25 protein-coding genes are annotated in these 26,641 nt (G+C 40.8%); 13 read left to right on the top strand and 12 right to left on the bottom strand.

Annotated features, from left to right (window positions below):
• Window positions 1-163: 163 nt before the first annotated feature.
• The 3 genes from tyrS to SKC38_RS07905 all read right to left on the bottom strand — a co-directional run bounded on the left by tyrS (window position 164) and on the right by SKC38_RS07905 (window position 3,420).
• The gene (gene tyrS, locus SKC38_RS07915; RefSeq protein WP_377976596.1) at window positions 164-1,453 is read right to left on the bottom strand and encodes a tyrosine--tRNA ligase; all 1,290 of its coding nucleotides are present in this window, start codon (window positions 1,451-1,453) and stop codon (window positions 164-166) included.
• 231 nt (window positions 1,454-1,684) lie between these two features.
• Entirely contained in the window at window positions 1,685-2,911 is a 1,227-nt protein-coding gene (locus SKC38_RS07910; protein ID WP_377976595.1) for an S-adenosylmethionine:tRNA ribosyltransferase-isomerase, read from the bottom strand.
• Window positions 2,908-3,420 (bottom strand): SdpI family protein, encoded by a 513-nt coding sequence (locus tag SKC38_RS07905; protein WP_377976594.1) that lies wholly within the window; start codon window positions 3,418-3,420, stop codon window positions 2,908-2,910. Before SKC38_RS07905 ends, SKC38_RS07910 begins: the two co-directional genes overlap by 4 nt.
• Before the next feature lie 131 nt (window positions 3,421-3,551).
• Here SKC38_RS07905 and SKC38_RS07900 point away from each other — a divergent pair, with 131 nt between their 5' ends.
• Window positions 3,552-4,103 carry a cob(I)yrinic acid a,c-diamide adenosyltransferase gene (locus tag SKC38_RS07900; RefSeq protein ID WP_377976593.1) on the top strand — a complete coding sequence of 184 codons (552 nt, stop codon included), beginning with the start codon at window positions 3,552-3,554 and terminating at the stop codon, window positions 4,101-4,103.
• Between the two features lie 14 nt (window positions 4,104-4,117).
• Window positions 4,118-5,170, top strand: coding sequence for a branched-chain amino acid aminotransferase (locus tag SKC38_RS07895; protein ID WP_377976592.1), 1,053 nt, complete (start codon window positions 4,118-4,120; stop codon window positions 5,168-5,170).
• Here the strand turns inward: SKC38_RS07895 and SKC38_RS07890 are convergent.
• From SKC38_RS07890 to SKC38_RS07875, 4 genes are all read right to left on the bottom strand, one after another.
• Window positions 5,167-5,730 carry a hypothetical protein gene (locus tag SKC38_RS07890; RefSeq protein WP_377976591.1) on the bottom strand — a complete coding sequence of 188 codons (564 nt, stop codon included), beginning with the start codon at window positions 5,728-5,730 and terminating at the stop codon, window positions 5,167-5,169. The two genes, SKC38_RS07895 and SKC38_RS07890, sit on opposite strands and share 4 nt — an antisense overlap.
• A 184-nt stretch (window positions 5,731-5,914) precedes the next feature.
• Window positions 5,915-7,222 carry a BamA/TamA family outer membrane protein gene (locus SKC38_RS07885; protein ID WP_377976590.1) on the bottom strand — a complete coding sequence of 436 codons (1,308 nt, stop codon included), beginning with the start codon at window positions 7,220-7,222 and terminating at the stop codon, window positions 5,915-5,917.
• Between the two features lie 108 nt (window positions 7,223-7,330).
• Window positions 7,331-8,989, bottom strand: coding sequence for an AMP-binding protein (locus tag SKC38_RS07880; RefSeq protein ID WP_377976589.1), 1,659 nt, complete (start codon window positions 8,987-8,989; stop codon window positions 7,331-7,333).
• A 13-nt stretch (window positions 8,990-9,002) separates the two neighbouring features.
• Window positions 9,003-9,791, bottom strand: a complete 789-nt coding sequence (locus SKC38_RS07875; RefSeq protein ID WP_377976588.1) for a biotin--[acetyl-CoA-carboxylase] ligase — start codon at window positions 9,789-9,791, stop codon at window positions 9,003-9,005.
• A gap of 98 nt (window positions 9,792-9,889) precedes the next feature.
• Between SKC38_RS07875 and rsfS the strand changes: the two genes are divergently transcribed.
• The 8 genes from rsfS (at window position 9,890) to SKC38_RS07835 (ending at window position 17,641) form a co-directional block, all read left to right on the top strand.
• Complete coding sequence (gene rsfS, locus SKC38_RS07870) at window positions 9,890-10,273, top strand: ribosome silencing factor (protein ID WP_315577443.1); 384 nt, start codon at window positions 9,890-9,892, stop codon at window positions 10,271-10,273.
• A gap of 59 nt (window positions 10,274-10,332) precedes the next feature.
• The gene (gene ftsH / locus SKC38_RS07865) at window positions 10,333-12,456 is read left to right on the top strand and encodes an ATP-dependent zinc metalloprotease FtsH (protein ID WP_377976587.1); all 2,124 of its coding nucleotides are present in this window, start codon (window positions 10,333-10,335) and stop codon (window positions 12,454-12,456) included.
• Window positions 12,457-12,496: 40 nt separating this feature from the next.
• Window positions 12,497-13,309, top strand: a complete 813-nt coding sequence (locus tag SKC38_RS07860; RefSeq protein WP_377976586.1) for a UDP-2,3-diacylglucosamine diphosphatase — start codon at window positions 12,497-12,499, stop codon at window positions 13,307-13,309.
• A 45-nt stretch (window positions 13,310-13,354) separates the two neighbouring features.
• On the top strand, window positions 13,355-14,332 hold the full coding sequence (locus SKC38_RS07855; protein ID WP_377976585.1) for an acyl-ACP desaturase: 978 nt from the start codon (window positions 13,355-13,357) through the stop codon (window positions 14,330-14,332).
• A gap of 3 nt (window positions 14,333-14,335) precedes the next feature.
• A complete protein-coding gene (locus SKC38_RS07850; protein ID WP_377976584.1) occupies window positions 14,336-14,869 on the top strand; it encodes a TrmH family RNA methyltransferase in 534 nt (177 codons plus the stop codon).
• A 103-nt stretch (window positions 14,870-14,972) separates the two neighbouring features.
• Window positions 14,973-15,341, top strand: coding sequence for a hypothetical protein (locus SKC38_RS07845; RefSeq protein ID WP_377976583.1), 369 nt, complete (start codon window positions 14,973-14,975; stop codon window positions 15,339-15,341).
• A gap of 94 nt (window positions 15,342-15,435) precedes the next feature.
• Entirely contained in the window at window positions 15,436-16,323 is an 888-nt protein-coding gene (locus tag SKC38_RS07840; protein ID WP_377976582.1) for an ABC transporter ATP-binding protein, read from the top strand.
• A gap of 1 nt (window position 16,324) precedes the next feature.
• Window positions 16,325-17,641, top strand: a complete 1,317-nt coding sequence (locus SKC38_RS07835) for an ABC transporter permease (RefSeq protein WP_377976581.1) — start codon at window positions 16,325-16,327, stop codon at window positions 17,639-17,641.
• Here SKC38_RS07835 and SKC38_RS07830 read toward each other — a convergent pair whose 3' ends face one another.
• A complete protein-coding gene (locus SKC38_RS07830; RefSeq protein WP_377976580.1) occupies window positions 17,642-17,992 on the bottom strand; it encodes a Spx/MgsR family RNA polymerase-binding regulatory protein in 351 nt (116 codons plus the stop codon). It abuts the gene before it with no gap.
• Between the two features lie 87 nt (window positions 17,993-18,079).
• Here SKC38_RS07830 and fumC point away from each other — a divergent pair, with 87 nt between their 5' ends.
• Window positions 18,080-19,483, top strand: coding sequence for a class II fumarate hydratase (gene fumC / locus SKC38_RS07825; RefSeq protein ID WP_377976579.1), 1,404 nt, complete (start codon window positions 18,080-18,082; stop codon window positions 19,481-19,483).
• 69 nt (window positions 19,484-19,552) lie between these two features.
• Here fumC and SKC38_RS07820 read toward each other — a convergent pair whose 3' ends face one another.
• From SKC38_RS07820 to SKC38_RS07805, 4 genes are all read right to left on the bottom strand, one after another.
• The gene (locus SKC38_RS07820) at window positions 19,553-19,888 is read right to left on the bottom strand and encodes a hypothetical protein (protein WP_377976578.1); all 336 of its coding nucleotides are present in this window, start codon (window positions 19,886-19,888) and stop codon (window positions 19,553-19,555) included.
• 18 nt (window positions 19,889-19,906) lie between these two features.
• Entirely contained in the window at window positions 19,907-20,266 is a 360-nt protein-coding gene (locus tag SKC38_RS07815; protein ID WP_377976577.1) for an ArsR/SmtB family transcription factor, read from the bottom strand.
• A gap of 357 nt (window positions 20,267-20,623) precedes the next feature.
• Window positions 20,624-23,080, bottom strand: a complete 2,457-nt coding sequence (locus tag SKC38_RS07810; RefSeq protein ID WP_377976576.1) for a bifunctional UDP-N-acetylmuramoyl-tripeptide:D-alanyl-D-alanine ligase/alanine racemase — start codon at window positions 23,078-23,080, stop codon at window positions 20,624-20,626.
• A gap of 81 nt (window positions 23,081-23,161) precedes the next feature.
• On the bottom strand, window positions 23,162-24,352 hold the full coding sequence (locus SKC38_RS07805; RefSeq protein WP_377976575.1) for a phosphoglycerate kinase: 1,191 nt from the start codon (window positions 24,350-24,352) through the stop codon (window positions 23,162-23,164).
• A gap of 162 nt (window positions 24,353-24,514) precedes the next feature.
• On the opposite strand from SKC38_RS07805, the gene SKC38_RS07800 reads away from it, so the two are divergent.
• Complete coding sequence (locus SKC38_RS07800) at window positions 24,515-26,152, top strand: VRR-NUC domain-containing protein (protein ID WP_377976574.1); 1,638 nt, start codon at window positions 24,515-24,517, stop codon at window positions 26,150-26,152.
• A gap of 127 nt (window positions 26,153-26,279) precedes the next feature.
• Window positions 26,280-26,612 (top strand): HPF/RaiA family ribosome-associated protein, encoded by a 333-nt coding sequence (locus tag SKC38_RS07795; protein ID WP_377976573.1) that lies wholly within the window; start codon window positions 26,280-26,282, stop codon window positions 26,610-26,612.
• Window positions 26,613-26,641 lie beyond the last annotated feature (29 nt).

Genomic DNA, 26,641 nt, shown 5'->3' with positions numbered 1-26,641 from the left:
ACGTCCACCATCCAGCCGAAACCTTCAAGCAAACCCTTCCGTTAATGTGCTAGAAGCTTTTTCCTAGCGATTGGGAGTGCAAAGATGTAGGAATAATTTATAATTACCAACACCACACACAAAAATAATTTCACTTTTTTTTGTTCAAGCCTTGTTTGCTGAACTATTTAAAGGATAAAATGTAATTTTTCTGCTTTCCGTTACCCACCAATAAATATTGACCACGAATCTTTTCAAAATCTAACGCTGAATTCGGATCCGTTACTTTTACTTTATTCACACTAATGGCATTGTTTTGGATCGCCTTACGGGCTTCTCCTTTGGAAGGGAAAATTAAATTGTCCGTACCTACACTTATTAAATCCGTCAGGTTTTTACATTCTGCTATTAAGGTCGCCGATACTTCATGAATAGGTAATTGGCCTAATAATGCTTCCGATGCACCTGCAATTAATTCAACCGCATCTTTGGAGAACAATAGGGTAGAGGCCTCAATGACTAAAGCACATACTTCCGCTCCATGTACACGTGTCGTTACTTCTTCAGCAACGGCCTTTTGTAAAATGCGTAAATGTGGAGCCTCCGCATGCTGCTTCTCTAATTCCTCAATCTGCTCTTTCGTATATAAGGTAAATACACGTATCAAACGAGGCACATCCGCATCCGCTGCATTCAACCAAAATTGGTAAAATGCATAAGGGCTCGTCTTTTCAGCATCTAACCACACATTGCCCGATTCAGATTTGCCAAATTTCGTTCCATCCGCCTTTGTTACTAAAGGTGTCGTTAATGCAAATGCCGCACGCTCTGTCGCGTCTTCATCATGGCCTTCTTTCCGACGAATAATTTCCGTACCAGTCGTAATATTTCCCCACTGATCCGAACCACCCATTTGTAAACGGACATTCTTCGTCTTATATAAATGGTAAAAATCGTAACCCTGCAATAACTGGTAAGAAAATTCCGTAAATGAAATACCTGTTTCCAAACGCTTCTTAACCGAGTCTTTCGACATCATGTAATTGACCGTCAAAAACTTTCCAGCCTCTCTTAAGAATCCCAAAAAGCTGAATTCCTTAAACCAATCATAATTATTAACAACCTCAGCTGAATTAGCTCCCGCATGAAATTCCAAGAATTTTTCCAATTGCTTTTGAATGCCAATCTGATTTGCACGCAAGGTGTCTTCCGATAAAAACTCGCGTTCCGCAGCCTTACCAGATGGATCTCCAATCATTCCTGTCGCACCGCCTACCAAAGCAATGGGCTTATGGCCACACAATTGAAAATGCTTCAACAACATAATTGCTGCCAAATTACCTATATGTAAACTGGGTGCAGTTGGATCGAAACCAATGTATGCCACGGTCATCTCTTTGGCTAATTGATCCTCCAATCCCGGAATCATATCCTGTAACATGCCTCTCCAGCGCAATTCTTCAATGAAATTCATCTTCCTGTGTTTTATAGCCCTAGGCTTCAGCCTAGGGTCCCCAGGTTAAAACCTGGGGTTAATAATATTTAAATCCAACGTCCAATGTCCAACGTCCAACGTCCAATGTCCAACGTCCAATGTCCAATGTCCAATGTCCAACGTCCAACGTCCAATGTCCAACGTCCAGCGCCCAACGTCCAACGTCCAACGTCCAATTTCTTGGGCCACAAAAATAATGATTCTTCGGAATTATTTTTCCTTTTTGAAAAACAAACACGCATCCCCATAACTTAAGAAACGATAGCCTTCTTGCTTGGCTTCTTCGTAAATGTCCTTCCACGCATCGCCAATCAATGCAGATACGAGTACCAATAAAGTTGATTTGGGTTGGTGGAAATTCGTTACCAACGCATCGCAGAATCTAAAACGATAGGATGGCATGATGAGAAGTTCAGTTTGGGCCAACCAATTCGATAGTTTATTTGCATCCATATATTGTAAGATTGCTTCTAAGGCATCAGTTTTAGAAACCTCCGTGCGATCTTGATAGGCGAATTCCTTAGGAAGTATTAAGCCATCAGTAGGAATGGCATTTTGTTCGTAGAGCCATACCCCCGACCAATATAAACTTTCCACTGCCCGAAGTGCCGTCGTTCCCACAGGTACAAAAGTCCCTGGATGCTCCATTAACTGCTTAATGAATGTACGTTCAAAGATGAGCTGCTCCCGATGCATGGGGTGATTCCGGATTTCATCTTCCTTGACTGGTAAAAATGTTCCAGCCCCTACATGTAGCGTAAGGAAACTCTTTTGGATACCCTTTGCTTCCAAGCGGTCGATGATGGCAGGTGTAAAATGCAGGCTTGCAGTAGGTGCCGCAACGGCTCCTAATTCTTTGGAAAATACCGTTTGGTAGCGATCTTGATCCGATAATTCCGTTTCTCGCTCCATATAAGGAGGCAAAGGGATTTTACCTATTTCATTCAAAATGCTTGCGAATGTATGTTCGCCTGACCATTGAATTTGAACTTGATTTAATTCTCGGTCATGCCAATTGATGCGTAAAGCTACCTTTTGGCCTTCAATTTCAATTGTCTTGGTAAGCGTTTCGCCTATTTTCCATCGCTTTTTATTACCCACCAAACATTCCCAAATGATCTCTCCGCGCTGCTCCATAACTTGTTGCGTCGCGATGTTGTCGGCCAAAGGCTTCAATAAGAAAATCTCAATGGTCGTGCCACTTTCTTTCTGTAATTGAATGCGCGCCGGAATGACCTTTGTATTATTGAAAATAAAAAGGCTATCTGTTGGAACTAATTCAGGTAGGTTTTGAAAAGAATGATGGCTGCTAATCCCTGAACGGTGAACGAGCAAACGCGATTCATCACGCTGCTGGCTCGGGAAAAAAGCGATATAAGAATCGGGTAATTCGTAATCAAACGCCTGAATCGAAATGTCGGGCATGTTGGAAATCATGCTTCTTCTGGGCTATGCGTCGGTGATAAAAATAGTCGAATGGGCAAGTATAACAACCAAACAAGAATCAAGACGATTCCTAATTTTGGGATATATGTATAGTCGGCGTCATACGTACGCTGGTCGTTCAATAAGAGCAATACCCGGAATACTAAAATCAAATAGGTATTAATCATGGCTGGCAAGAAATGCAACCAATTAGTCAATGTGGATTTAATCGTCGCATCCCCTTTGCTAGCAAAAATTTGGAATACTTTTCCCCAAACTTGCTCGGAAACATTGGCGACACTTTTGATCAGTAATAAGGCTAAAACATTGAGTACGGTTACGATGCCGGCCGACAAATAAAAGATTTCTTCTTTGGGCAAAAATCCATCTCCTCGACCTGTTTCGCCGAAATGTACGGCTGCAGGATCTGGTAATCCACGATAAACGAATAATAAGGTAATGCCAAAGGCAACCATGGAAACTATGCGCCAAGCACGCGAAACGAAATAATCGATTGACATAGGATTCAAAAATATCCTCAAAATTAGTTCATAAGCACGCGATTGCCTAATCTTTCTTGTTTTTTGATAAATATGGGCTTTCCTTTGGATTCAAGGCCGAAAAAACTATTTTTGTTGTTCTTTTACAAATTATGAAGATCTATACAAAACAAGGTGATGGAGGGTTTACACGATTAGCGGATGGAAAGGGTTTGTCAAAATCCGACTTTCGTTTGGAAGCTATCGGTGATTTAGATGAACTGAATTCACACTTGGGACTTCTTGTTTGTAAAGTTGACGCGGAACTTGCAGCTAAATTACAGGCCATACAATCCAGTCTCTTTGTTTTAGGCGCACATGTTGCGAGCGATTCCAAAGAAGTATTGGGTAATATGGAATTGATTTCCTTGCATGATATTGTCGCATTGGAGAATAATATTGATGCCTTAGATGCTCAATTAGCCCCTATGCGATTTTTCATCCTTCCGGGTGGACATGAAACAATTGCCTTTGCACAAATTGCCCGTACGGTTTGTCGGCGCGCTGAACGAAGCTTAATTCGTTGGGTCCAAGCCACAGAACATACTGAATACGAAATTGCGATGGCCTATATGAACCGATTATCTGATTACTTATTTATGGTGTGTCGTTTTTTACATCATAGCCTAGGTATCCCTGAAATCCCTTGGAATTCAGGAAAATAAATAAAACAAAGCGTATGCAAATCCACATTGAACCTATCTCAAAATCTAGAATTGATCAAGTTGACTTTGATCACTTAGCCTTTGGTCGCAGCTTTGCTGATCACATGCTAGTTGCAGAATATGCCGACGGCGCGTGGCAATCTGTCAAAATCCAACCTTATGGCTCATTGGAATACCAACCAGCCATGATGTCTTTGCATTATGGTCAATCCATTTTTGAGGGGATGAAAGGATATCGCGGAAAAGATGGTAGTATTCAAGTGTTCCGTCCAGAAGAAAACTGGAAGCGATTTAACAAGTCGGCCTACCGCATGTGCATGCCTGAAGTGCCTGAAGAGATTTTCTTGGGTGGCTTACGTGAATTATTGAAATTAGATCAAGCCTGGGTACCTGCCAAAGAAGGTTGCTCATTATATATTCGTCCTTTCATGTTTGCGACGGATGAATATGTGGGTGTTACGCCTTCCTCGACTTATAAATTCATCATCTTTAATTGCCCGGTTGGATCATATTATTCAAAACCATTACGTGTTCGTGTGGAAACGGAATACATCCGTGCTGCGAAGGGTGGAGTAGGATTTGCGAAGAATGCAGGGAATTATGGCGGTTCATTATTTGCAACTCAAAATGCGAATAAAGATGGCTATGATCAAATCATTTGGACAGACGCGGCTACGCATCAATATGTTGAGGAAGCTGGTACAATGAACTTGATGTTTGTTATCAACGGGGCTTTAGTTACAGCCGCTACGGGTGATACGATTTTAGATGGAGTAACTCGTAAATCAGTCTTACAAATTGCCAAAGATTGGGGGATGGAAGTGCAGGAGCGCCAATTAGCCGTGAAGGAATTGATTGAAGGAATCCAAAATGGTTCGGTTACAGAGGCATTTGGGGCTGGAACGGCTGCTGTGATTGCGCCAATCGCAACGATCGGTTTTGAAGGAAAAGATTATGACTTGCCAGAGCGCAAAGACTCTGATTTTTCTGTGCGCGTGTACAATGAAATTAATCAAATCCGTTTAGGCGAAATTCCTGATACCCGTAACTGGGTTTGGAAAGTTTAAGACTTTGCCTTTAACACAATTTTAATGCCTGGGTCCTTGGATGTACTTACATCTTCCATTTCGACCTGGGTATTTTTATTTTGGGTCCAAGTTGTCTTCTTTCCAGTAGATTTAGATGCACCAAATTTTACATCGAAATATTCCTTGATGCCTTTTTGTAATTCGCTCACCTGCGCATTTTCTTCTACGTAGATGTCTAAATCGATTTCTGATAATTGGCCTTGTGCGTTTGGTAAATAGCTGATGTCAACAAAATTCAAATCGCTGTCATCAAAATACAGGGAATAAGATTTTCCGGATTTAGGCTGGCTTTCGGCTAATTCCGCCGACTCCTTGATTTGCGAAATATCGATTCCCCAATTTATATTACGAATTAGGAGTGAGTCGCTTAATGTCATTTGCTTGACCCAGTCATGACTTGCATTCCATGCCTCTTTAATTTTAATTTGTTCCGGGGCGCCACTTATTTGCTCATTTTCAGCAGAGGAACTGTCTTTGTTACATGAATAAAGACTTGTAGCTGCAAGGAATAACAAAAAGTAGATCGAGCGGATTTTCATGATGGATTGGGCTTATCATTTCAAAAATAAATAAATTCAGGGTGGCTTGAATCATTCTATTGAAAAATATTCTTATTTTTGGAATTAAGAATAGGAATTCATGCGCTTGCGCACAACGATATTTAAGATTATTAGTGGTTAGGTATTTTAAAAAGAAGCCGGTCTGTGACTGGTTTTTTTTTGCCTAAAATTCCCGACCAATACTCACAACCATACCTGTTTTTCCGCCATTGATGACCGGAAAGCCTACCTTGCATACAAAGTTGTAATAGGTGACAAAATCAAATCCTAATCCCGTGCCAAAAAGCCATTGATTCGTACTGTTGTGCGTTTCTTTGTTTGAATTATACACATAACCCAAATCCATAAAAGCGGTTGGGTAAACCGCAATCGGCATCTGATTAAATTGTTTATATTTAATGAATGGGAGTTTCAATATCGTTGAAACTAATTGAAATTTCGCCGTATTACGCCAAAGAAAAAAGTTCGTCCCATCAATCACATTTAATTCATATCCACGAACAAGGTCGTTGCCATATCCGAGTCCTCGCGTATTAGCATAAGGAATAAATCCGTCTCTGCTGATTTTAGTCTTGACTTGGCTAGCTAAAAAGAAACGACTACCTAAGTCAAAAAAGAAAGCTGCCGCGGCACTTGCCTCCCAAAAGTCGACCTGATCACTGGGGAGTAGGCCATATTTTGTAAAACTAACATCAATCTTTCTGCCGCGTAATGGATAGGTAACAAAATCTCGAAAGTCGTAGGAAAAGGCATAGCCAATTTGCGCATAGTTTTGCTCTTTCCGACCCGCGCCAAAATAAGCTGGATTTAATTTTGCTATGGTGTCCGAAATGATGGAATGGTTGTATTTAAATTCAAGTGTTTGGAAATCATAAAAGCGAAACCGCTTTCTGAATTGTATTCCACCTGTCCATTTTTCACGTAAAATGGCGTTGCTTTGAATGTAAGTTAGGGTGTCTTGGTTTGTCTTGTAAGCTAAATTTTTCTGCGTGCTGTAAGCTAAGTTAACAGTCATGCCCAAGGTTTTTTGGGGGTCTAAATAGGGGTTTTGATAGGATATTTCAAGTTTGTCCGTAAATCCTGTCTCAGCCTTAATGACGACTTTTTCATTCCGCCCCATAAAATTATTGTGCAAAAAATGCAGTCCATAAATGGCTCGGTCAAAATCATGCCCTTGTGACCACCAATCATTTAAATTGCGGTCGGCCAACTGGAATATGGGATATGCCAAGACATACCACTGTTCCAAACACTCATAATTGATTGACAAATTGCCGTTTGGTAATTGATGGTAATCCGATTTAACCCAAATGAACAGATTCGTGTTCATCAGTTTCCGCCGATTGAATTCGATGCGTTCATTTAAATCTTGAATGCTTAAAGAATCTTTCTCTTGAAAGTCGAGTTCGCGGCGTAATATGTTCTCGCGAGTTTTCTCATTCCCGACAAAATGAATGGAATCAATGCGCATCGATTGTCCCAAGCTAAAATAGCAAGGGAGCAATAAGCAAACTAACAAGGTGAGAGACTGAAAACGCATTCTCTCAAGTTACAAAAAAGGCGTAGAAATCAGGTTAACTTATTCGAAAATGATTGTTTGTTTCGCTTGGTACCATGATTCAATTCGATCTTCTACGTTCTTTTCTATCTGCATGCGGCGAATTTTTAAGGTTGGAGTCAAGCATGCATTTTCGACTGTCCAAGGCTCTCTAATAACGATGAGCTTCTTTAGATATTCATATTTTTTGAATAAAGGATTCGTTTCATTAAGTAGTTTTTCTAGCGCACTAACGAGCTCTTGCTGTGGTAGTTCGCTCGATTGTTGGCTAAGTAATACCAAACCCAAAGGTTGAGGTAAATTTACGCCTACGACACAGGCAACTTCGATGAGCTCATGTAATGATAAGGCATTTTCAATAGGAGCAGGAGAAACGTATTGTCCTTTGGCCGTTTTGAAATTGTCTTTAACTCGGCCTACGATCGACAGGTAGTTTTCGGAATCGAGTTGACCCATGTCGCCCGTTTTTAGCCATTCTCCATCGAAAAGCGCATCGGTTTGTTCTTGGTTTTTATAATAGCCCAAACAGTTATAATCTGCTTTCATTTGGATCTCTCCCGTTTCAGGATCGATGCGCGTTGTGCATTGGTCATGTACACGTCCCACGGTTCCCAATTTGATTTTATGTCGGGGAGTAAGGCTATTCAACCCTAGGTTTTCCGTCATGCCATAAGCTTCTTGAATGTAAAGGCCGATGGACTGAAACCAGGCTGTTAATTCCTGAGGCATGGGTGCAGCTCCGGTAACCACCATGCAGGTTTGATCTAGTCCTAAACCTTTCTGAATCTTCTTTTGAATGATGTTTTTAACGATGGGGATTGAAAGTAAAAGGCTTAATTTTTTCTGTCCGCCGATTTTATTCAAGATTCCCTCTTTGAATTTCGCCCAAATTCGTGGTACGGCTAAGAAGTGACTTGGACGCGCTTGTAAAAGGTTTTGTTGGAATGTATCCAGGCTTTCAACAAAGTAAATGGTTCCACCTGCTGCGGTACACGCAAACTCAACAAAATTCCGTTCTGCAATATGGCATAAAGGCAAATAGGAAATAAACCGAGTATTAGGTCTGTCGAGGTAGGCAATTTCCCGAGCTAAGTTTAGTGCTTGAGAAATAGAGCCGTTTGTGATCATGACGCCTTTGGGTACCCCAGTTGTGCCTGATGTATAAATTATGGTTGCTAAGGCATCCTTTTGGGGTAAAACAGGTTCTAGTTTTTGAATAGGATTAGCCAGTATATCATTCCATGCTAGGCCTTTTTTGCAGGGGCTGTCGGGTGTGAATATAATCTGAACAGAATCCGGGATACCTTTTTGGATTTCGTCCCAGTTGTCCAGTTTGCCTACAATCAAAATTTGGCAATCGGAATGAACCAAGACGTGATTCAGTTGCTCACTTGTTAACGTCGCATAAAATGGAACTGAAATCGCACCGGCGTAGGAAATGGCTAAGTCGGCCAACATCCAATGCGCACTGTTTTTTGCTAGAATTCCAATGTGCTGAGGAATTTCTCTGTTTAATTGTTGGTTGAGGTATGAACCAATATGTTCTACAATCCGGAGGGATTCTTGGTAGGAATAATCCGTATAAGTTCCAGCTACAGGCTGCTTTAAATAGATGTTTTCGGGTGTGTTTGTGGCCCAGTGAATGAAGTTCTCTAGGTTGCTTTGGTAAGTTTCAATCAAGGTTTATGCGAGGTTAATCCTTAAAAATAAAACTTAATTCTTTGATTTCATAGGATTCTGTGCCTAGGTTTCGTTCAATCTCGACTAGACCTTGCTCGTTGACCCGTACTATTTTACCTTCAAATATTCCATTTTTGTCTTCAAAGCTATGCCATGCTTCTTTCCGAAAAAGCTTTTCGTGATAGGTGTCATCGATGGAAATGAACCCTTGGTTCGCAAATGTTTCATACTGATTTTCTATTCCGAAAGCGATGTGTTTGTAGATTTCAGCGATGTCGATCGCTTGTGGATTTTGCGTCCATTGTCGTAAGGAGGTAGCTCGTAAGCCTTCGAAATCTAATTGGTTGATATTCAGGCCTATGCCAACAATCGAGAAGGCCCATTTGCCAGCCTGGAAATTACTTTCGATAAGAATTCCACCTAATTTTTTGCCATCGAGGTAGATGTCGTTTGGCCATTTTATTTCGAGTGGTAAACTTTCGCCTAGGGTGTCAGATGCCCATTGTTGGAGCCCGATTAAAATCCCATTCGCAATCGCTTTGCTTAGGTAAAACTGCGCTTGGAGTAATTCGTGATTGGGCTTGAGTAAAAAGGAAACCAATAAATTTTGATTGGGTTGTGCGTGCCACTGGTTGCCACGTTGTCCTTTGCCTGCTGTTTGGTGGCCTGCAATCCATGCAAAACCCTCTTCAATATCAGCCGAAAGGGCTTCCTGAAAGCCCAATGCATTCGTGGAATCACAATGATCCATATATTTTGATAATTTGCCCACGAAGCGGGTAGCGGCTTGGTAATTGTTCAAAATTTCTTCGTAATTTTAGGTTTACAAGAAACAAATTTAAATTTTTATTCGTTAATCGAGATGTTAACGCATTCGATTATTCGATTTTAGACAAACATATGAGCAAAAGCACAAAGAAGACAGCAGTAGAGGCATCAGAACAATTAGCGCAATGGGTGGTGAAAGGGATGCAAGAGAAGAAGGCTCAAGATATCGTTGTGATGGATATGCGCGGAGTTGCGAATGCATTTACTGATTTTTTTGTGATTGCATCAGGTACATCAGATACTCAAATTGAGGCGATTGCGGATTCTGTGGACAAGGAAGTGTGGGAGTCAGGTAAAATTCATGTACATGCGATGGAGGGTAAGGCCAATCGGGAGTGGATCTTGATGGATTATTATGATGTGATTGTGCACGTATTTTTGAAAGATAAGCGTGATTTTTTCAAATTAGAGGAGCTTTGGGGAGACGCGAAGTTTACGCACATTTCAGAGGAATAATTCTCAAATCGAACTTTTTTAGGTATCCTCATTGTTAATAGCCCAAACAAATTATTCTAATGGCAAAACAAGGTAACAGTAAAAACACCAAGCGTTCAGGAATTCAACCACGTCTGCCGAAAAAGCCGGCTGGGGGAATGCAAAGTTGGATGATTATTGGGTTGGTGATCGCAATGGTGAGTATGTTTTTCTTTACAAAACAACGCACGTTGCAAGAGATTAATCAAGGTCAATTTGAGGCCATGGTGATTCAAAAAGAAGTTCAGTCGGTTGTGATTGTCAACGATAAATTGGTGGAAGTTAGTCTAAAGCCCAATTTTGTCGCAAAATATTTCAAGAATTCGCCTCCGGGTTTAGTGTCCGTAAAGCAAGGGCCCCATTTTGAATTTCCGATTATTTCCAAAGAAGGTTTCGAGCATTTTTTAGAGGATCGTCAAAAAGATTTTCCGCGTAATGAGCGCATTTTTGCGACGCCTGAAACACGTACAGGGCCATTAGATTGGTTGGGTACTTGGGGATTTTTCATCTTAATGGGATTGAGTTTTTACTTCCTTTTCTTCCGCATGGGCGGCGGTGGAGGTGGCGGTGGCCAGTTGTTTAATATTGGTCGGAGCAAGGCTACCTTAATCGAAGGAGAATCTAAAGTACGTGTGACATTTGATGATGTTGCAGGATTAGATGAGGCAAAAGAGGAGATTCAGGAAATTGTAGAGTTCTTGAAATTCCCCAAGAAATTCACCGATTTAGGTGGTAAAATTCCGAAGGGAGCCTTGTTAGTAGGCCCTCCAGGTACAGGTAAAACTTTGTTAGCTAAAGCTGTTGCAGGGGAGGCAGGTGTGCCATTCTTCTCACTTTCAGGTTCTGATTTTGTGGAAATGTTTGTGGGTGTGGGCGCTGCGCGTGTGCGTGATTTGTTCAAGCAGGCCAAGGAAAAAGCACCTTGTATCATCTTCATTGATGAGATTGATGCGGTAGGTCGTTCACGTGGACGTGGTCAAATGCCAGGTTCAAATGATGAGCGTGAGAATACACTGAACTCCTTGTTAGTTGAGATGGATGGTTTTGCTACCGACTCAGGAATTATCATCATGGCGGCAACAAACCGTCCCGATGTTTTGGATGCGGCATTGCTTCGTCCAGGTCGTTTTGATCGTCAAATATCTATTGATAAGCCCGATATTATCGGTCGGGAAGCAATTTTTAAAGTGCATTTAAAGCCTTTGAAATTAGCGGCAGATATTGATCCGAAGGAATTGTCGGCACAAACACCAGGTTTTGCAGGAGCTGAAATTGCCAATGTTTGTAATGAAGCTGCGTTAATTGCGGCACGTCGCAGTAAAACGGCGGTTGATATGGATGATTTCCAAGAGGCGATGGATCGTGTGATTGGTGGTTTGGAGAAGAAAAACAAGATTATCAATCCTTTGGAGAAGAAAATTGTGGCTTATCACGAGGCTGGTCATGCGATTGCAGGTTGGTTCTTGGAACATGCAAATCCCTTAGTAAAAGTATCAATTGTTCCTCGTGGCGTAGCGGCTTTAGGATATGCGCAATATTTGCCAAAAGAGCAGTTCTTGTATCGTACCGAGCAATTAATGGATGAGATGTGTGTGACTTTAGGTGGTCGTGCCGCTGAAGAAATTGTGTTTGGTAAGATCTCAACAGGAGCTCAGAATGATTTAGAACGTATTACGAAATTAGCTTATTCGATGGTGACCGTTTACGGTATGAATGACAAGTTGGGCAATATTTCTTATTACGATTCAAAGGGTTCAGATTATCAGTTTAGCAAGCCTTATTCAGAGACGACTGCGCGTGAAATCGACGAAGAAGTTCGCAAGATTATCGCAGAAGCGTATGCGCGAACAAAGAAATTGTTGACCTCGAAAAAAGATAAATTAACGATACTTGCGGAGCAATTATTGAAGAAGGAAGTATTGTTCCAAAGTGATTTGGAGGAGCTTGTAGGTCCTCGTCCGTTTGAGCAATTGACCTCTTATCAGGAATTCATTAAAGGGGAAACCGAGAAGAAGCGTCAGGATGCCAAAGACGAGCGAGAGCTTGCGGAAACTGTTAAACGTGCGGCTAAAAAGCCCGCGGCTACTAAGGCTGAAACGGAAGTTGAGCCAGTTGTTAAGAAAAAGCCAGCACCTCGAAAAAGGGCTCCTAAAAAAGAAGATTAACCGAATGGGGTGGGTATTCCCTCCCCATTTTTTATGATAGATGAAGCAGCTGATTGTACCCGCGGGTAAACAAGTTTATTGTATTTCGGATATGCACTTGGGTTTTCCAGATGCAAAAACTTCGCGTGAACGCGAGCGAGTCTTGGTTGATTGGCTTCATCATATTCAGGAAGATGTGAGTGATTTATTTTTACTCGGGGATATCTTCGATTTCTGGTTTGAGTACAAACAAGTAGTTCCCAAGGGTTTTGTTCGTTTTATTGGTGCGCTAGCCTCATTAGCTGATCAGGGAGTTCGTTTACATATTTTTGTGGGGAACCATGATTTGTGGATGAAGGATTATTTTGAACAGGAATTAGGGGCAATCATCTATCGGGAAGCCACTGATTTTGAGTTTCAATTCATGGATAAACAAATTCGTGTTTGCATGGGGCATGGCGATGGTATGGGGCCTGGAGACTATGGTTATAAGTTGTTGAAAAAGGTTTTTGTTAATCCTGTAGCTCAGTTTCTATTCGGCTGGTTACATCCTGATTTAGGTGTGCGTTTGGCACATACTTGGTCGGGGACGCGAAAAACCTCAACGATTAAAGCGGGTGAAGTTCCATTTGATCCGGAAACGGATTTTATATTATCTGCTGTGCGCGATCGCTATGCGGCAGATCAACTTCGAAATCGAGAGGTTTCGGCCTATGTTTTTGGCCACCGACATCATCCAATAGCCTTGCCATTAGGTAACAATGCGACCTATTATAACTTGGGAGACTGGTTTTCGCCGGCCTACAGGAATGCCTATGTGCTAAAAATTGCAGATAGTGGCCTTGATTTTGCGCTTTTTCAGCCAAAATCCTGATTTTTCTATGTATCTTCATAGCTCATTTTGTTAACCAATTGAATTATGTCTCAATTTCACACACGTTTAGAAGTAATGTCGGAGCTAGCCAAAAACATGGACAGCTACATGAAGGATTTTTTGAATCCGATTGATTCCAACTGGCAGCCAGCCGATATGCTTCCTGATTCGACAAAGGATAATTTCTTTGAAGAAGTGAAATTGCTACAAGAAGCAGCAAACGAATTGCCTTATGATTATTGGGCAGTTTTAATTGGGGATACAATTACGGAGGAAGCTTTGCCAACCTACGAGTCGTGGTTGTTAGGAATGGAAACGGTGGATCATTTAGACCAAGAAAATGGTTGGGTTAAGTGGATTCGCAGTTGGACAGCAGAAGAAAATCGCCACGGGAATTTATTGGGGACTTACCTATATTTATCGGGTAAAGTTGACATGCGTGCCGTTGCGATTTCGACACAGTATTTGATTGCTGATGGTTTCGACATTGGTACTTCTGCTGACCCATATCGCAATTTTGTCTATACTTCATTCCAAGAGTGGGCAACGAATATTTCCCATCGTAGAACAGCATCTTTGGCCAAGCAACATGGGAATTCGAATTTGTCTCGTATGTGTGCACAAATTGCGGCGGATGAGTTGCGTCATGCGAAAGCTTATAAGGCTTTTGTTGCTGAGATTTTTAAATTAGATCCTTCCGAAATGATGTTGGCTTTCGCTGATATGATGAAGAAAAAGATTGTAATGCCTGCGCATTTCTTGCGTGAAATGAATGGAGCGAAGAGTTCTTTGTTTGATCATTTCTCAGATGCGGCTCAACGCATTGGAGTTTATACAACCGCTGATTATACTACGATTATGCGTGGCTTGATTCAAGATTGGGATTTAGAAAGTGTTCGTGGATTGAATGATCAGGCGGAAAAAGCGCGTGATTATGTGATTGGATTACCAGCACGTTTAGAGCGTTTAGCTGAACGTGTTAAAGTACCAGAATTAGCTTATCCATTTAGCTGGATCGTTTAATTTATGCCCCAAAAATTATCGTTGGATGAGCTAAATCGGCTCGATGTATCAGCTTATAAATCAGCTGAAAAATTTCCTTACGTTTTTGTGTTGGATGATATCCGTAGCATGAACAACATTGGTTCTGCATTTCGTACGGCCGATGCATTTCGATGTGCGCATGTATATCTGGTTGGAATAACAGCGCAGCCGCCGCATCGAGAGATAAGTAAAACGGCATTGGGTGCTGATGAATCTGTTGATTGGACTTATTTTGAAACGGCTGAAGCGTGTCATGAATTATTAAAAGCTCAGGGTTATCAAGTCTATTGTATCGAACAAGTGGATCAGTCGATTTCATTGCAGGATTTCAAGCCAGCAGGAGAGAGCAAGTATGCTTTTGTTTTTGGAAACGAAGTCTTTGGTGTGAATGATTATTGGATTGAGGCTGCTGCTGGTAGTTTAGAGATTCCGCAATTTGGGACAAAGCATTCCTTAAATGTATCGGTTACGATGGGAGTGGTTGCTTGGGATTTTGTCAGTAAATCGCAGCTTTAGCTATTCTAATGTTAAATTTTTCCGTTTCATTGAAAACTTAACACAGATAAATTTCAAGTTCTGAAATGTTTGGTTAGATTTATTAAAATTTAATAATTATATAATGAGCAGCGATAAAAAAACATTAGCGAATCAATTATCAGGGCTTTTATTGCCTAAGCTAAAAGGACTTACTGAAAAAAATGCCAAGAAATTGTTGGAGACAGTTGATAAGTCGGCCGGAGAGATTGCAAAAAAATATGTAAAATTTATCCAAGAGCAAGATAAGGAAGCGGCGAAAGCAAAGGAAAAGGCAGAAAAAGCTAAAAAGAAAGTAGCTGAAAAGGAATCAAAGAAAAAGGCTAAGTTGGCTAAAAAGGCTGCAGAAATGAAGCAAGTAGCGCAATTGATGTCAAAGGAATCTACACCTGCAGCACCCAAAGTAGCGGCTAAAGCGCCAGCAAAACCAAAGGCTAAGGTAATTAAGAAATAAGGAGCATTCATCCTACTTTTATAGCGTTCATCCCAATATCAGTTTGGGGTGGGCGCTTTTTTTTATCTTTGAGCTTTCAAATTATACGACAGCTATGTTATTATCCATTCGTCATTTAGAGAAGCGTTATGCGGATCATGTGGCATTAAACGATGTCAATTTAGAGATTCCTAAAGGGAAAATTTTTGGTTTACTGGGTCCTAATGGGGCCGGGAAGACATCCTTGATTCGAATTATCACGCAAATTACAGGGCCTGATGCAGGGGAAATCTATTTTGATGGAGAGCCCTTAAGATTGGAGCATGCAGATCAAATTGGTTATTTGCCTGAGGAGCGTGGTTTGTACAAGAAGATGAAGGTAGGGGAGCAGTTGTTGTATTTGGCACAATTAAAGGGCATGCGCAAGGAAGAGGCCATCGCTAAATTGAAGGAATGGTTTATCCGCTTGGATATCAAGGAATGGTGGAATAAGCCTGTAAATGATTTGTCGAAAGGTATGCAGCAAAAGACGCAATTTATTGCGACGGTCGTGCATGAGCCTAAATTGCTGATCTTGGATGAGCCGTTTTCAGGGTTTGATCCGATCAATGCTAATATGTTGAAGGATAAGATTTTAGCGATTAAGGAGCGCGGAACGACCGTTTTGTTTTCAACCCACCGAATGGATTCTGTGGAGGAATTGTGTGATGAAATTGCACTGATCAATCACGCGGAAGTAGTTTTGTCAGGGAATAAAGATGAGGTGCAGAACCGATATAAGAAAAACCAATTTGCAATTCGATTTGAGGGGGAATTGAGCTCGATTCCTGGGATTGAGGTGGTTTCAAGCCAAACAGGTAACGCTATTTTGCGTTTTTCAGAGGGGATGGGAACAAATGAAGCGATTGCCAAAATCATTCAGCAAGTACGTTTGTTGGAATTCAAAGAAGTAATCCCATCATTCAATGATATTTTTATTCAAGTAGTTAGCGAAACCAATTGATATGAATAAGATTTTACTCGTCATTCAGCGTGAATATGTGACACGTGTGTTGAAGAAATCCTTTTGGGTTTCATCTTTATTAGCTCCAGTATTAATTACGGCCATCTATGCCATTCCGATTTGGTTAGCCATGAAGGATAAGGAGCAGAAACAGATTGCCATTTTTGACCAAAGTCATTTGTTGAAATCGGCGGATTTGCAAGATAAAGAGTTGGTTTTCACCTTTACAAACATACCCGAACAGGCATATAAAACGCAATTTGCGAAGGCTGGATATGATGCTTTCGTGAGCATACCCGTTGATGTGTTGGCTAATCCGAAAGGCGTGCATATTTATTCCTCGAAGAATATTGGTTTGACCTTAAAGGAGTCTGTAGAACGGTTGATTCAAAATAAAGTACGTCAGGAATTGATGTACAAGGCCGGTATTTCTGAAAAGGTTTATGAGGATACCCAAGTTGATATAGATAGCGAGACGATAACCGTTTCTGAGAATGGGGGAGAGACAAGTTCGAGTTCTGCGGGGGCGATGATTCTGGCAGGTATTATGGGTTTGATTTTATATGTGACACTATTGCTTTATGGTTCACAGGTAATGAACGGGGTGATTGAGGAAAAGAGTAGTCGGATTATTGAGGTGATTATTTCTTCGGTGAAGCCTTACCAATTGATGTTAGGAAAGATTATTGGCGTAGGACTTGTGGGGCTGACGCAATTCGTTTTGTGGATTGTATTGACGATTGGATTAACGCAAGTCACAGGTAAAATATACGCATCCAAAACCAAGGCTATTGCTCAGATGAGCCAAATGGAACATGGGAAAGCGGCGGACGATATGGCCAAAGCCATGCAAGATTCGCCGATGGGTGAGGTGACGAAGGTATTGGAAAGCACGAATATTCCCTTGATTCTAGTGGCCTTTTTATTCTATTTTTTCGTTGGGTATTTGTTATATAGCTCCTTGTTTGCGGCTATAGGCTCGGCGGTGGAAAGTGCTACAGAAGCCCAGCAATTCACATTCATTGTTATGATTCCGATTATTGTGTCGTTTTTGATGGCGCAATATACGATGCAGGATCCGGACAGTACGATTGCTTTTTGGGCATCGATGATTCCTTTTACTTCCCCGATTAACATGATGGTTCGTTTGCCTTATGGTGTCCCTATGTGGGAATTAGCGCTCTCGATGGGTTTGTTGGTATTCGGATTTTTAGCTTGTAGTTGGATTTCTGCCCGTATTTACCGCGTAGGTATCCTTATGTATGGCAAAAAAGCCACTTGGAAAGAGTTGTCCAAATGGCTTTTTTATAAAGGATAATTACGCATTTAGCCATTTATCTAATTCTTCTTCATTGAATCCAGCGATGATGCGTTTTCCATCTGTAATGATGGGACGTTTGATCGCTGAATTTTTTTCTAATAAGAAGGAAAATGCTTCGTTTTCGTTGCTAAGTGAAGCTTTGGTTTCGTCGGGTAGTTGTCGGTAAGTAGACCCTTGTTTATTCAATACCTTTTCAAGCCCTAATTGGTCGATAAATCCTTGTAAAATCGGTGCCGAAATTCCTTCTTTTTTATAGTTGTGAAAGGTATAATCGATGCCTTTTGCTTGTAGGAATTCAAAAGTTTTTTTCATCGTATTGCAAGCGGGAATTCCATAGATCGTAATCATATTATTTTTTATTTAAATTCTTTCCCACCTTGTTTGTTTTGGTGGTATTTTTGTGGATTGCTTACAAAAATAATACAAATAGCCATTATGGAATATAGAATTGAAAAAGATACCATGGGCAAGGTGAAAGTACCTGCACATGTATATTGGGGCGCACAAACGCAGCGTTCGATTGAGAACTTCCCGATTGCTCAAGATATCAATAAGATGCCTAAGGAAATTATACGTGCATTTGCCTACTTAAAGAAGGCGGCAGCGATCACGAATTTTGAGGCTGGTGTATTGGATGAAGCAAAGAAAAACCTGATTTCACAAGTGTGTGATGAGATATTAGCAGGCCAATGGGCGGATCAATTTCCATTAGTCGTTTGGCAAACGGGTTCGGGTACGCAGTCTAACATGAATTGCAATGAAGTGATTGCATACCGTGCGCATGTGATTCAGGGAGGAGATTTGATGGATGAGCAGAAGTTTGTTCACCCTAATGATGACGTAAACAAGTCGCAATCATCCAATGATACCTTTCCTACGGCGATGCACATTGCCGCATATCAAGCTTTGATGGAGGTCACAATCCCTGGAATCACCAAATTACGTGATACCTTGGATGCAAAGGCAAAAGCCTTTAAAAACGTTGTTAAAATTGGTCGTACGCACTTCATGGATGCTACGCCATTGACATTAGGTCAGGAATTCTCTGGTTATGTTTCTCAATTAAATCATGGCTTAAAAGCAATCAATAATTGCTTAGATCACTTAGCGGAATTAGCGCTAGGAGGGACGGCTGTAGGAACCGGAATTAATACGCCTAAAGGCTATTCTGAAAACGTAGCGAAGCATATCGCAACATTGACAGGATTGCCATTTAGAACAGCTGAAAACAAGTTTGAAGCCTTGGCAGCACATGATGCCATTGTGGAAGCTCATGGCGCGCTAAAAACCGTAGCTGTTAGCCTGATGAAGATTGGTAATGATGTTCGTATGTTGTCATCCGGACCACGTTCTGGAATTGGGGAAATCTACATTCCGGATAACGAACCAGGTTCATCCATCATGCCAGGAAAGGTTAATCCTACACAATGTGAGGCGATGACCATGGTTGCTGCACAGGTATTAGGTAATGATGTTGCAATCAATATCGGTGGCGCTTCAGGACACTTTGAATTAAACGTGTTTAAGCCTGTTATGATTTATAACTTCTTACACTCGGCTCGCTTAATTGGAGACGTCTGTGTAGCATTTAATGATAAGTGCGCCGTAGGTATTGAACCTTTACGTGAAAACATCGCTAAACACGTAAATAACTCGTTGATGCTTGTAACTGCCTTAAATACCAAGATTGGTTATTACAAAGCAGCGGAAATCGCTCAAACAGCGCACAAAAATGGCTCTACGTTGAAAGAAACAGCTATTGCCTTGGGTTATTTAACTGCAGAAGAGTTTGATGCTTGGGTTCGCCCTGAGAATATGGTAGGCGAGATCAATGTATAAGTAAAAAGAAATACGCGATTCTCGCGGCATTACATCAAAAAAGCCTCATACGTTGCGTATGGGGCTTTTTCATGCCATTTCACGTAATTCAACGGTGTAAAAGGTGTTTGGGAAGGGAAAACTCTCTGCGACGCGTGTTGCTTCTTCCCAGGAAGACATGATCAGTGTAATGACTTGAGAGATCTCACCGCCGTCAATTAACTGAACTATCTTTTGTTCAATTTTTCCACTTGCTCCTAAATATAAAGATTGTCCCGAAAATTTCTGGTAAAGCATGTCCTGATATTGCTCCTTAATGGTTTTTAACCACGTACGAATTTGCTCCAATTCTTCGGTGGAAGCAAGACTGTTTGCTCCAGAAATTCCCTCAACTGGGCCACGAATAATGATCACAAATCGTTTCATAAAATTGTATTATTCTAATTAAAATTCACTTTGAAATTTATCAAATGGATTTTCTATTTTGACTTTTGGCGCCCTTACAACACGTTCCTTTGGTGCGGGTTTTGCTGCCGGATTGGTCGGTGGGAGCAAGGGGCTGAGCCAGGCGGCCAACTGGTTTAGTGCTTCTTTTTCGAGGGCATAGTAAATGAAAACACCGTTGCGACGGGTCGTCACAAGGCCAGCTTCTTTTAATACAGATAAGTGTCGGGATATGGTAGGTGCAGCATAGTCGAATTGATCAAAAATACTACTCGCGGGCATTTCACCATCCTTGAGCATCTCAATGATCTTACGTCGGGATTCATCACCTATCGCCTTACTAATCGCCTCGATTGTCATATAATGATTACTTATTTAGCTAAATTAATATATTCCATGAAGAATACAAAATCGAGTGCTGTCGTGCGCATGAATAGCTAATTAGCCGGCCAACTAATTGATTAGCATTTTAGCTAATAAAACTTAGTCTTTCAGCTAATCAATTAGACGATCGAACAAATATATTTAGCGTTAATGCTAAATGATATACCTAGTCTACTTTGGTCATATGCTGATGGTTGATTATAGCTGTTACACCTAGCTAAGCTATGTTGGTAAGAAATATATACGTTGTAGTTTGTGTACGAGGCAAAAAAAATAGCCACTTGAATATGATCAGGTGGCTAGTGCTTTTGGGTTTGATTATTGTTACGATTATTACTCGCGTATGTAAATCCGTTTAACTCGTGAGGAGATGCCAGTCATCATTTCGTAAGGGATAGTTTGGGCTGATTTGGCTAATTGTCCCAATTGGATTTTTCTACCAAATACGATGGCTTCATCGCCTTCCTTGATACCGTTGATTTTACTGACATCAACCATGCACATGTCCATGCAAATGCTACCAATAGTTGGACATAATTGACCATTGATTTCAAAAGATCCTTGGCCATTTCCTAATGCCCGACTGTAGCCATCTGCATAACCAATGGCTAAGGTTGCTATCTTGCCATTTTCTTCGAATTGTCCTATTCTTCCATAGCCAACAGTTTCACCTTTTGTGACATTTTTTACCTGTGAAACGTATGTTTTGAGTGATAATACATTTTCTAATGCATTTTTTTCGACCGAATTGCCTGAAATTCCATACATACTGATGCCCAATCTGACCATATCGAGGTGTGCTTCAGGGTAATTTTGGATCGCGGCGGAGTTAGCAATATGCCATAGTGGTCTATATCCTAAGCGATCACTAATCGCTTGAGCGGCTTCTTTGAATTGATTGATTTGGTAAAGGGTAAATTCCCTATGTTTCGGGTTTTCTGAGGCCGCTAAATGGCTTAAAATACTCACAACCCAGAGTTGGGGCATTTGATTTAGTTCATCCATGAGTTGAGGAATATCACTCATTTCAAAACCTAGTCTTTTCATGCCTGTATCCAATTTGATATGGATCTTGATATTCTTATTTTGATTCGTACTATATTCATCAATGGCGGCCAATAAACTGAAATTATATATTTCGGGTTCTAGCGCATAGGATACCATCTTATCGAATTCTTCCACTTGTGGGTTCATCACCATGATGGGTGTATAAATTCCATTATTTCGTAAATGGACACCCTCGTCGGTATACGCTACAGTTAAGTATTCGATCCCCTGTGTTTGGAGAATTTTGGCAATTTCTACGGCACCTGCACCATAGGCCTGTGCTTTAACCATACCCATGATTTTGGTATTGTTGCCGATAACTCCTCGGTAATAGCTTAAGTTGTGTTGTAAGGCGTCTAAATTGATTTCTAATTGCGTGCAATGGGTTTTTGTTTCCAATGCATTGACAATCTTCTCAAAGGCAAATTTTCTGGCACCTTTCAATAAGATTATAGAATCGTGTAAACTTGTTAAGTCCCCTGATTCAACTAATGATTCCGCTGTTGAATAGGTATTAATTTGTTTGAAATGGTGCTTGTTTCGTTCTATTTGAATGCCTATTCCAATGATTTTTTCAATCTTTTGGTTTTCTACCAATTGGGCTATTTGTTTGTATAATGCTTCTTCAGCAATACCCGTTTCGATAAAGTCACTAATGATTAATACCTTCTTTTTTTCTTCATAGCGTTTGAAGAGTGGGAGGGCTAATTTTAGGCCATCTAGATCATTATTATAGGAATCATCAATCAGTTGGTTATTCCGTACACCCTCTTTGATTTCTAAGCGCATGGAGATGGGTTTAATTCCCATAGCCGCCACGGTTAGTTCTTCATTGCTCATGCCCAACATGTGGGCCTGAATGAGACAATGGCTCAGGTTTTCCAGCGAAGCTTCATCATGTAAATAGCTCTGTATGCTTAGGAAAGGTTCGGATTGGTTTCGTTTTTGGAATTTTAATTGGCTGATTTTACCTGTAATTTTCCAATATACGTAGATGGATTGATTGGGGTCAGTGGTACTCCAACTAATCAGCTCGCATGTCGGATTATTTTTCTGCATAGTCGCTATCACGATAGCGGAAGTAGCAGGAGTAGCCCGGTAAATAAGCTTTTTGGAATGGCGGAAAAGCTTTAGTTTTTCTTCTAATTTCTCAGCTTCATTGGCAAAGTTCTTTCCATGCGCTTCTCCAATATGGGTTAAGATTCCGAATTCAGGCCGAATGATGGATTCTAAGCGATCCATTTCTTGCTTCTGCGAAATACCTGCTTCGAAAATCCCGAGTTCATGTTGGGCTTTTATGCCCCATACAGAAAGTGGGACTCCAATTTGTGAATTGAAGCTCTTTGGACTTCTTACAACTTGGAATTTATGCTTCGTTAATGTATATAACCATTCCTTGCAGGTGGTTTTGCCATTTGATCCTGTAATGCCCACGATAGGAAGTCCAAACGACATCCGGTGTACATGCGCAATATGTTGTAAGGTTTCAATGCAATTTGCGACAACCCAGATGGATGTGTTGGTCCAACTTTTAGCTTTTTCTGCCAAAGGGCCATTCCAAGCCGATTTTTCTACGATAAATTCTCGGACACCTTTGTGGTACAATGATTCAACGTATTGATGCCCATCGTGATGCAAACCCCTGACAGCGAAAAAAGCCGTGTCTTGGGGTTCATAGATTTGCCGACTGTCTAAACTGATGTAAGTCGATTTTAACTGAACGGGTTCGTTGGGGTAAATCATAGTTGCGCATTGACCAAAATACTAAAATACAAAAAGGCGAGGAAAAACTCCTCGCCTTTTAAAATTTATAAGTACTAGCAATTATGCTTCTAGCGCTGCTACTCCTGGTAATACTTTACCTTCCATGTATTCTAATAATGCCCCACCACCAGTAGATACATAGGATACGCGATCTCCGTAACCTGCGTTATTTACCGCTGATGCTGAATCTCCACCACCAATTAACGAGAATGCACCGTTTTCTTCGGTTGCTTTTACGACCGCATCAGCAATGGCATTCGTACCAATCGCAAAGTTCGGGAATTCAAAAACACCCATCGGGCCATTCCAAAGGATAGTCTTCGATTTTGCAATCACCTCTTGGAATAATTTTACTGATTCAGGACCGATATCTAAACCTTCCCAACCATCAGGAATCTCACCACGACTAACTGTTTGACGGTTAGCATTGTTATTGAAATCATCTGCACAAACATTGTCAACTGGCATGATTAAGTTAACTCCTTTGGCTTTTGCCTTTTCGATTAATTCTTTCGCTAATTCAACTTTATCTGGCTCTGAGATTGATTTACCAATTTTACCACCTTCTGCTAACGAGAATGTGTATGTCATTCCACCACCGATGATCAAGTTATCAACCTTGTCCAATAAACGTTCGATGATTAAGATTTTATCTGAGATTTTTGAACCTCCCATGATTGCCGTGAATGGACGCTCTGAATATTCAAGAATCTTCTGTGCGTTTTCAAGTTCAGCTTGCATGACATATCCTGCAACTTTCTCTGTAAAGAACTTACCCATAACGGCTGTTGAAGCATGTGCACGGTGTGCTGTACCAAATGCATCATTCACCCAAACATTTCCTAAACGAGCTAATTTTTGCGCAAAACCTTCGTCACCTTTTTCTTCTTCTTTGTAGAAACGTAAGTTTTCCAACAATAAGATTTCTCCTGGTTGAAGTGATGCTGCTAATTCAACGGCATCGTCTCCAATGCAATCGGTTGCAAATTTTACTTTTACTCCGAATACCAAAGATAGGGGAGTAACTAAGTGTTTCAATGAGTATTTCTCTGTTGGACCATCTTTCGGTCTTCCCAAATGTGACATCAAAATTGCCGAACCACCATCAGAAAGTATCTTCTGAATCGTAGGAATGGTTGCTTTGATACGCGTATCATCTGTAATTTCAAATCGCTCATTAAGAGGTACGTTGAAGTCAACACGAACTAATGCTTTTTTGCCAGCAAAGTTGAAATTTGAAACCGTTTGCATAAATTTTGTTTCGTTAGAGTGGTGTGATATGCCCAACAAATATTAGGCCTACAAATATAACATCATTTCTGAAATTGTTGAAAAAATCTAATTTTCTGTTGAAAATTTTGAAATTTATACTCAAATAGTCCTATTTTAGAGTAAAATTTATCCGCAAAATTCATGGAGAGCGCTGAACCTTCCAATTTTTCTCCAACTTATTATTGGGATTACTTTCAATATGTTTTGCGATATGTGGATAAGCATTATAAAAATTTGCTAAATCCTTCGGAATCCGAATTTATCTCATCCTTTCAATCACTCTCGTTTAGTGGACAATGCCTCTACCTCCGTTTATCAGGCAGGAGTGTCACTTGGTTTAATCGATCGCAATTAAAATATGCGGAAATCGATTCCTTGGATTTGGTTATTGAAGAATTGATTTCCAAAGGCTTTGTCGGGGAATACGACGCAACCGTTTTTACCCCCGCAGTTTTGCAGGTATTGACCAAGCATGCCTGTGTTAATCTCATTAAAGATATTTCAACAAGTAAAGAATCGTTCAAAGCTTTATCCAAGCAGGCTTTGGTGGATTTGTTAGTCGGCCAACCACTGAGCCAATCCTTTCAAACAAGTGATTGGATAAAACCCTTGCAATTGGAAATGTATCATTTCTGTTCATTTCTATTTTTTGGTAGTAAGAATCGGGATTTGAAGGAATTTGTGGTCAGGGATTTAGGGCACCGACAATACGTTGAGGTCGCTGAAGATGATTTTCAACCCTATTTTACCACTCGGAAAGAAATTGATGACAAGTGGCAGTTGAGTCTTTGGCGCGAATGGTTTTATGAGCAACAGGATCAATTGGATCCGGGCCATTTGAAAGCGTCGTTATTCGAGTCCATTATTCCGATGGCCCATGATTTGTCGGAATTAGCGATTCCTGCCTATGAGCGCTTATTGTTTCAAGTGGGTCGTTTTCTAGAAAGGCAAAACTATTTGCCGGATGCCTTAGAAGTTTTTGAGTTGGCAGGTTCCGCCCAAGCATTGGAGCGGCGGGTGCGTATTTTGGCCAAATTAAAACGCATAGATGAAGCGATACAATGGGCTGAATTTGGTCAATTGCATGTGGAGAACCCGACTGAATTACACTTTTTTCAAGATTTTTTAGCTCGGCAGGCATCGAAAAAACAAGTCAAACAGGTGACAGGCCGATTGAAAAAGGCGGCGAAAATTGAAATTGATGGTTCCTATCAGGGTAGCGTGGAACAGGGGCTCATTGATTATTATGCAGAGCAGGGCTATTATTCTGTATTTTCCGAAAATGGAGTTTGGAAGAATATTTTAGGTTTGCTCACTTGGGAATTAATTTTCACAGATCGCAGCGTAGGTTTTCATCATCCCTTTCAATATGCCCCTACCATTGATTTTACGCAAGTAAATCCGGAAAGGTTCTCGGAATTAATGGATTTACTCCATGATCGTTCGCAGGTTTTAGCGCACATGCGTAGTGTCGCCGAGCAGCATCAGGGTGTTATTAATCCTTTGGTGGATTGGGTGTATTTCAATTGGGAGTTAATAGAACGTGTATTGGAATGTGTGGAGGTCAATGCGCTCCAACAAGTCCTAACACTCATGTGGTCACGTTTATCTACGCATGCGAAAGGTTTTCCTGATTTATTTATCAAACGTGGCGACGAATACGCTTTTGTTGAAGTGAAGTCTCCCAACGATCATTTATCGGCTATACAGCATTTTTGGCATGATTCTTTTGCTGAATTGGGTATTCCAGTTTCATTGATTCGCGTTGTTTGGAAATAAATTTTTGTTAATTGCTTGACAAGCTTTCGAAAAAAATATACCTTTTCAATGAATCTAAAACGTTCTGTTTTTCGTTGGCTTTGCTAAGATTCCCAAAGCAACTATTCACCCTTTAAATTTAATGATTATGAAAGTGCAAGTACACGCCATTCACTTCAGTGCTGATCGTAAATTGTTGGATAGCATTCAAGCTAAGTTGAATAAATTAGAAACTTTTTATGATCGAATAACCGGAGGCGAAGTATTTTTAAAATTAGCCAAAGGCGAAGGTAAAATGCGCGAAAAAATGTTGGAAATTAAGATTGCTGTGCCGGGTGCTATTTTGTTTGTTAAAGAAACCGCACGCTCGTTTGAAGAAGCCTTGGATTTAGCATTGAATGCTCTAGCTGAACAAATCAAACGGTTCAAATCAAAAATCAATCAAGTCAAAACGGATAAGCTCAGTCTTTCCATCGAATAAATGAAAAAGCGCCCCAATTAGGGCGCTTT

The sequence above is a fragment of the Aquirufa echingensis genome, from assembly GCF_042714525.1.
GTDB lineage: Bacteria > Bacteroidota > Bacteroidia > Cytophagales > Spirosomataceae > Aquirufa > Aquirufa echingensis.
This window is presented reverse-complemented; position numbering and strand designations above follow the sequence as displayed.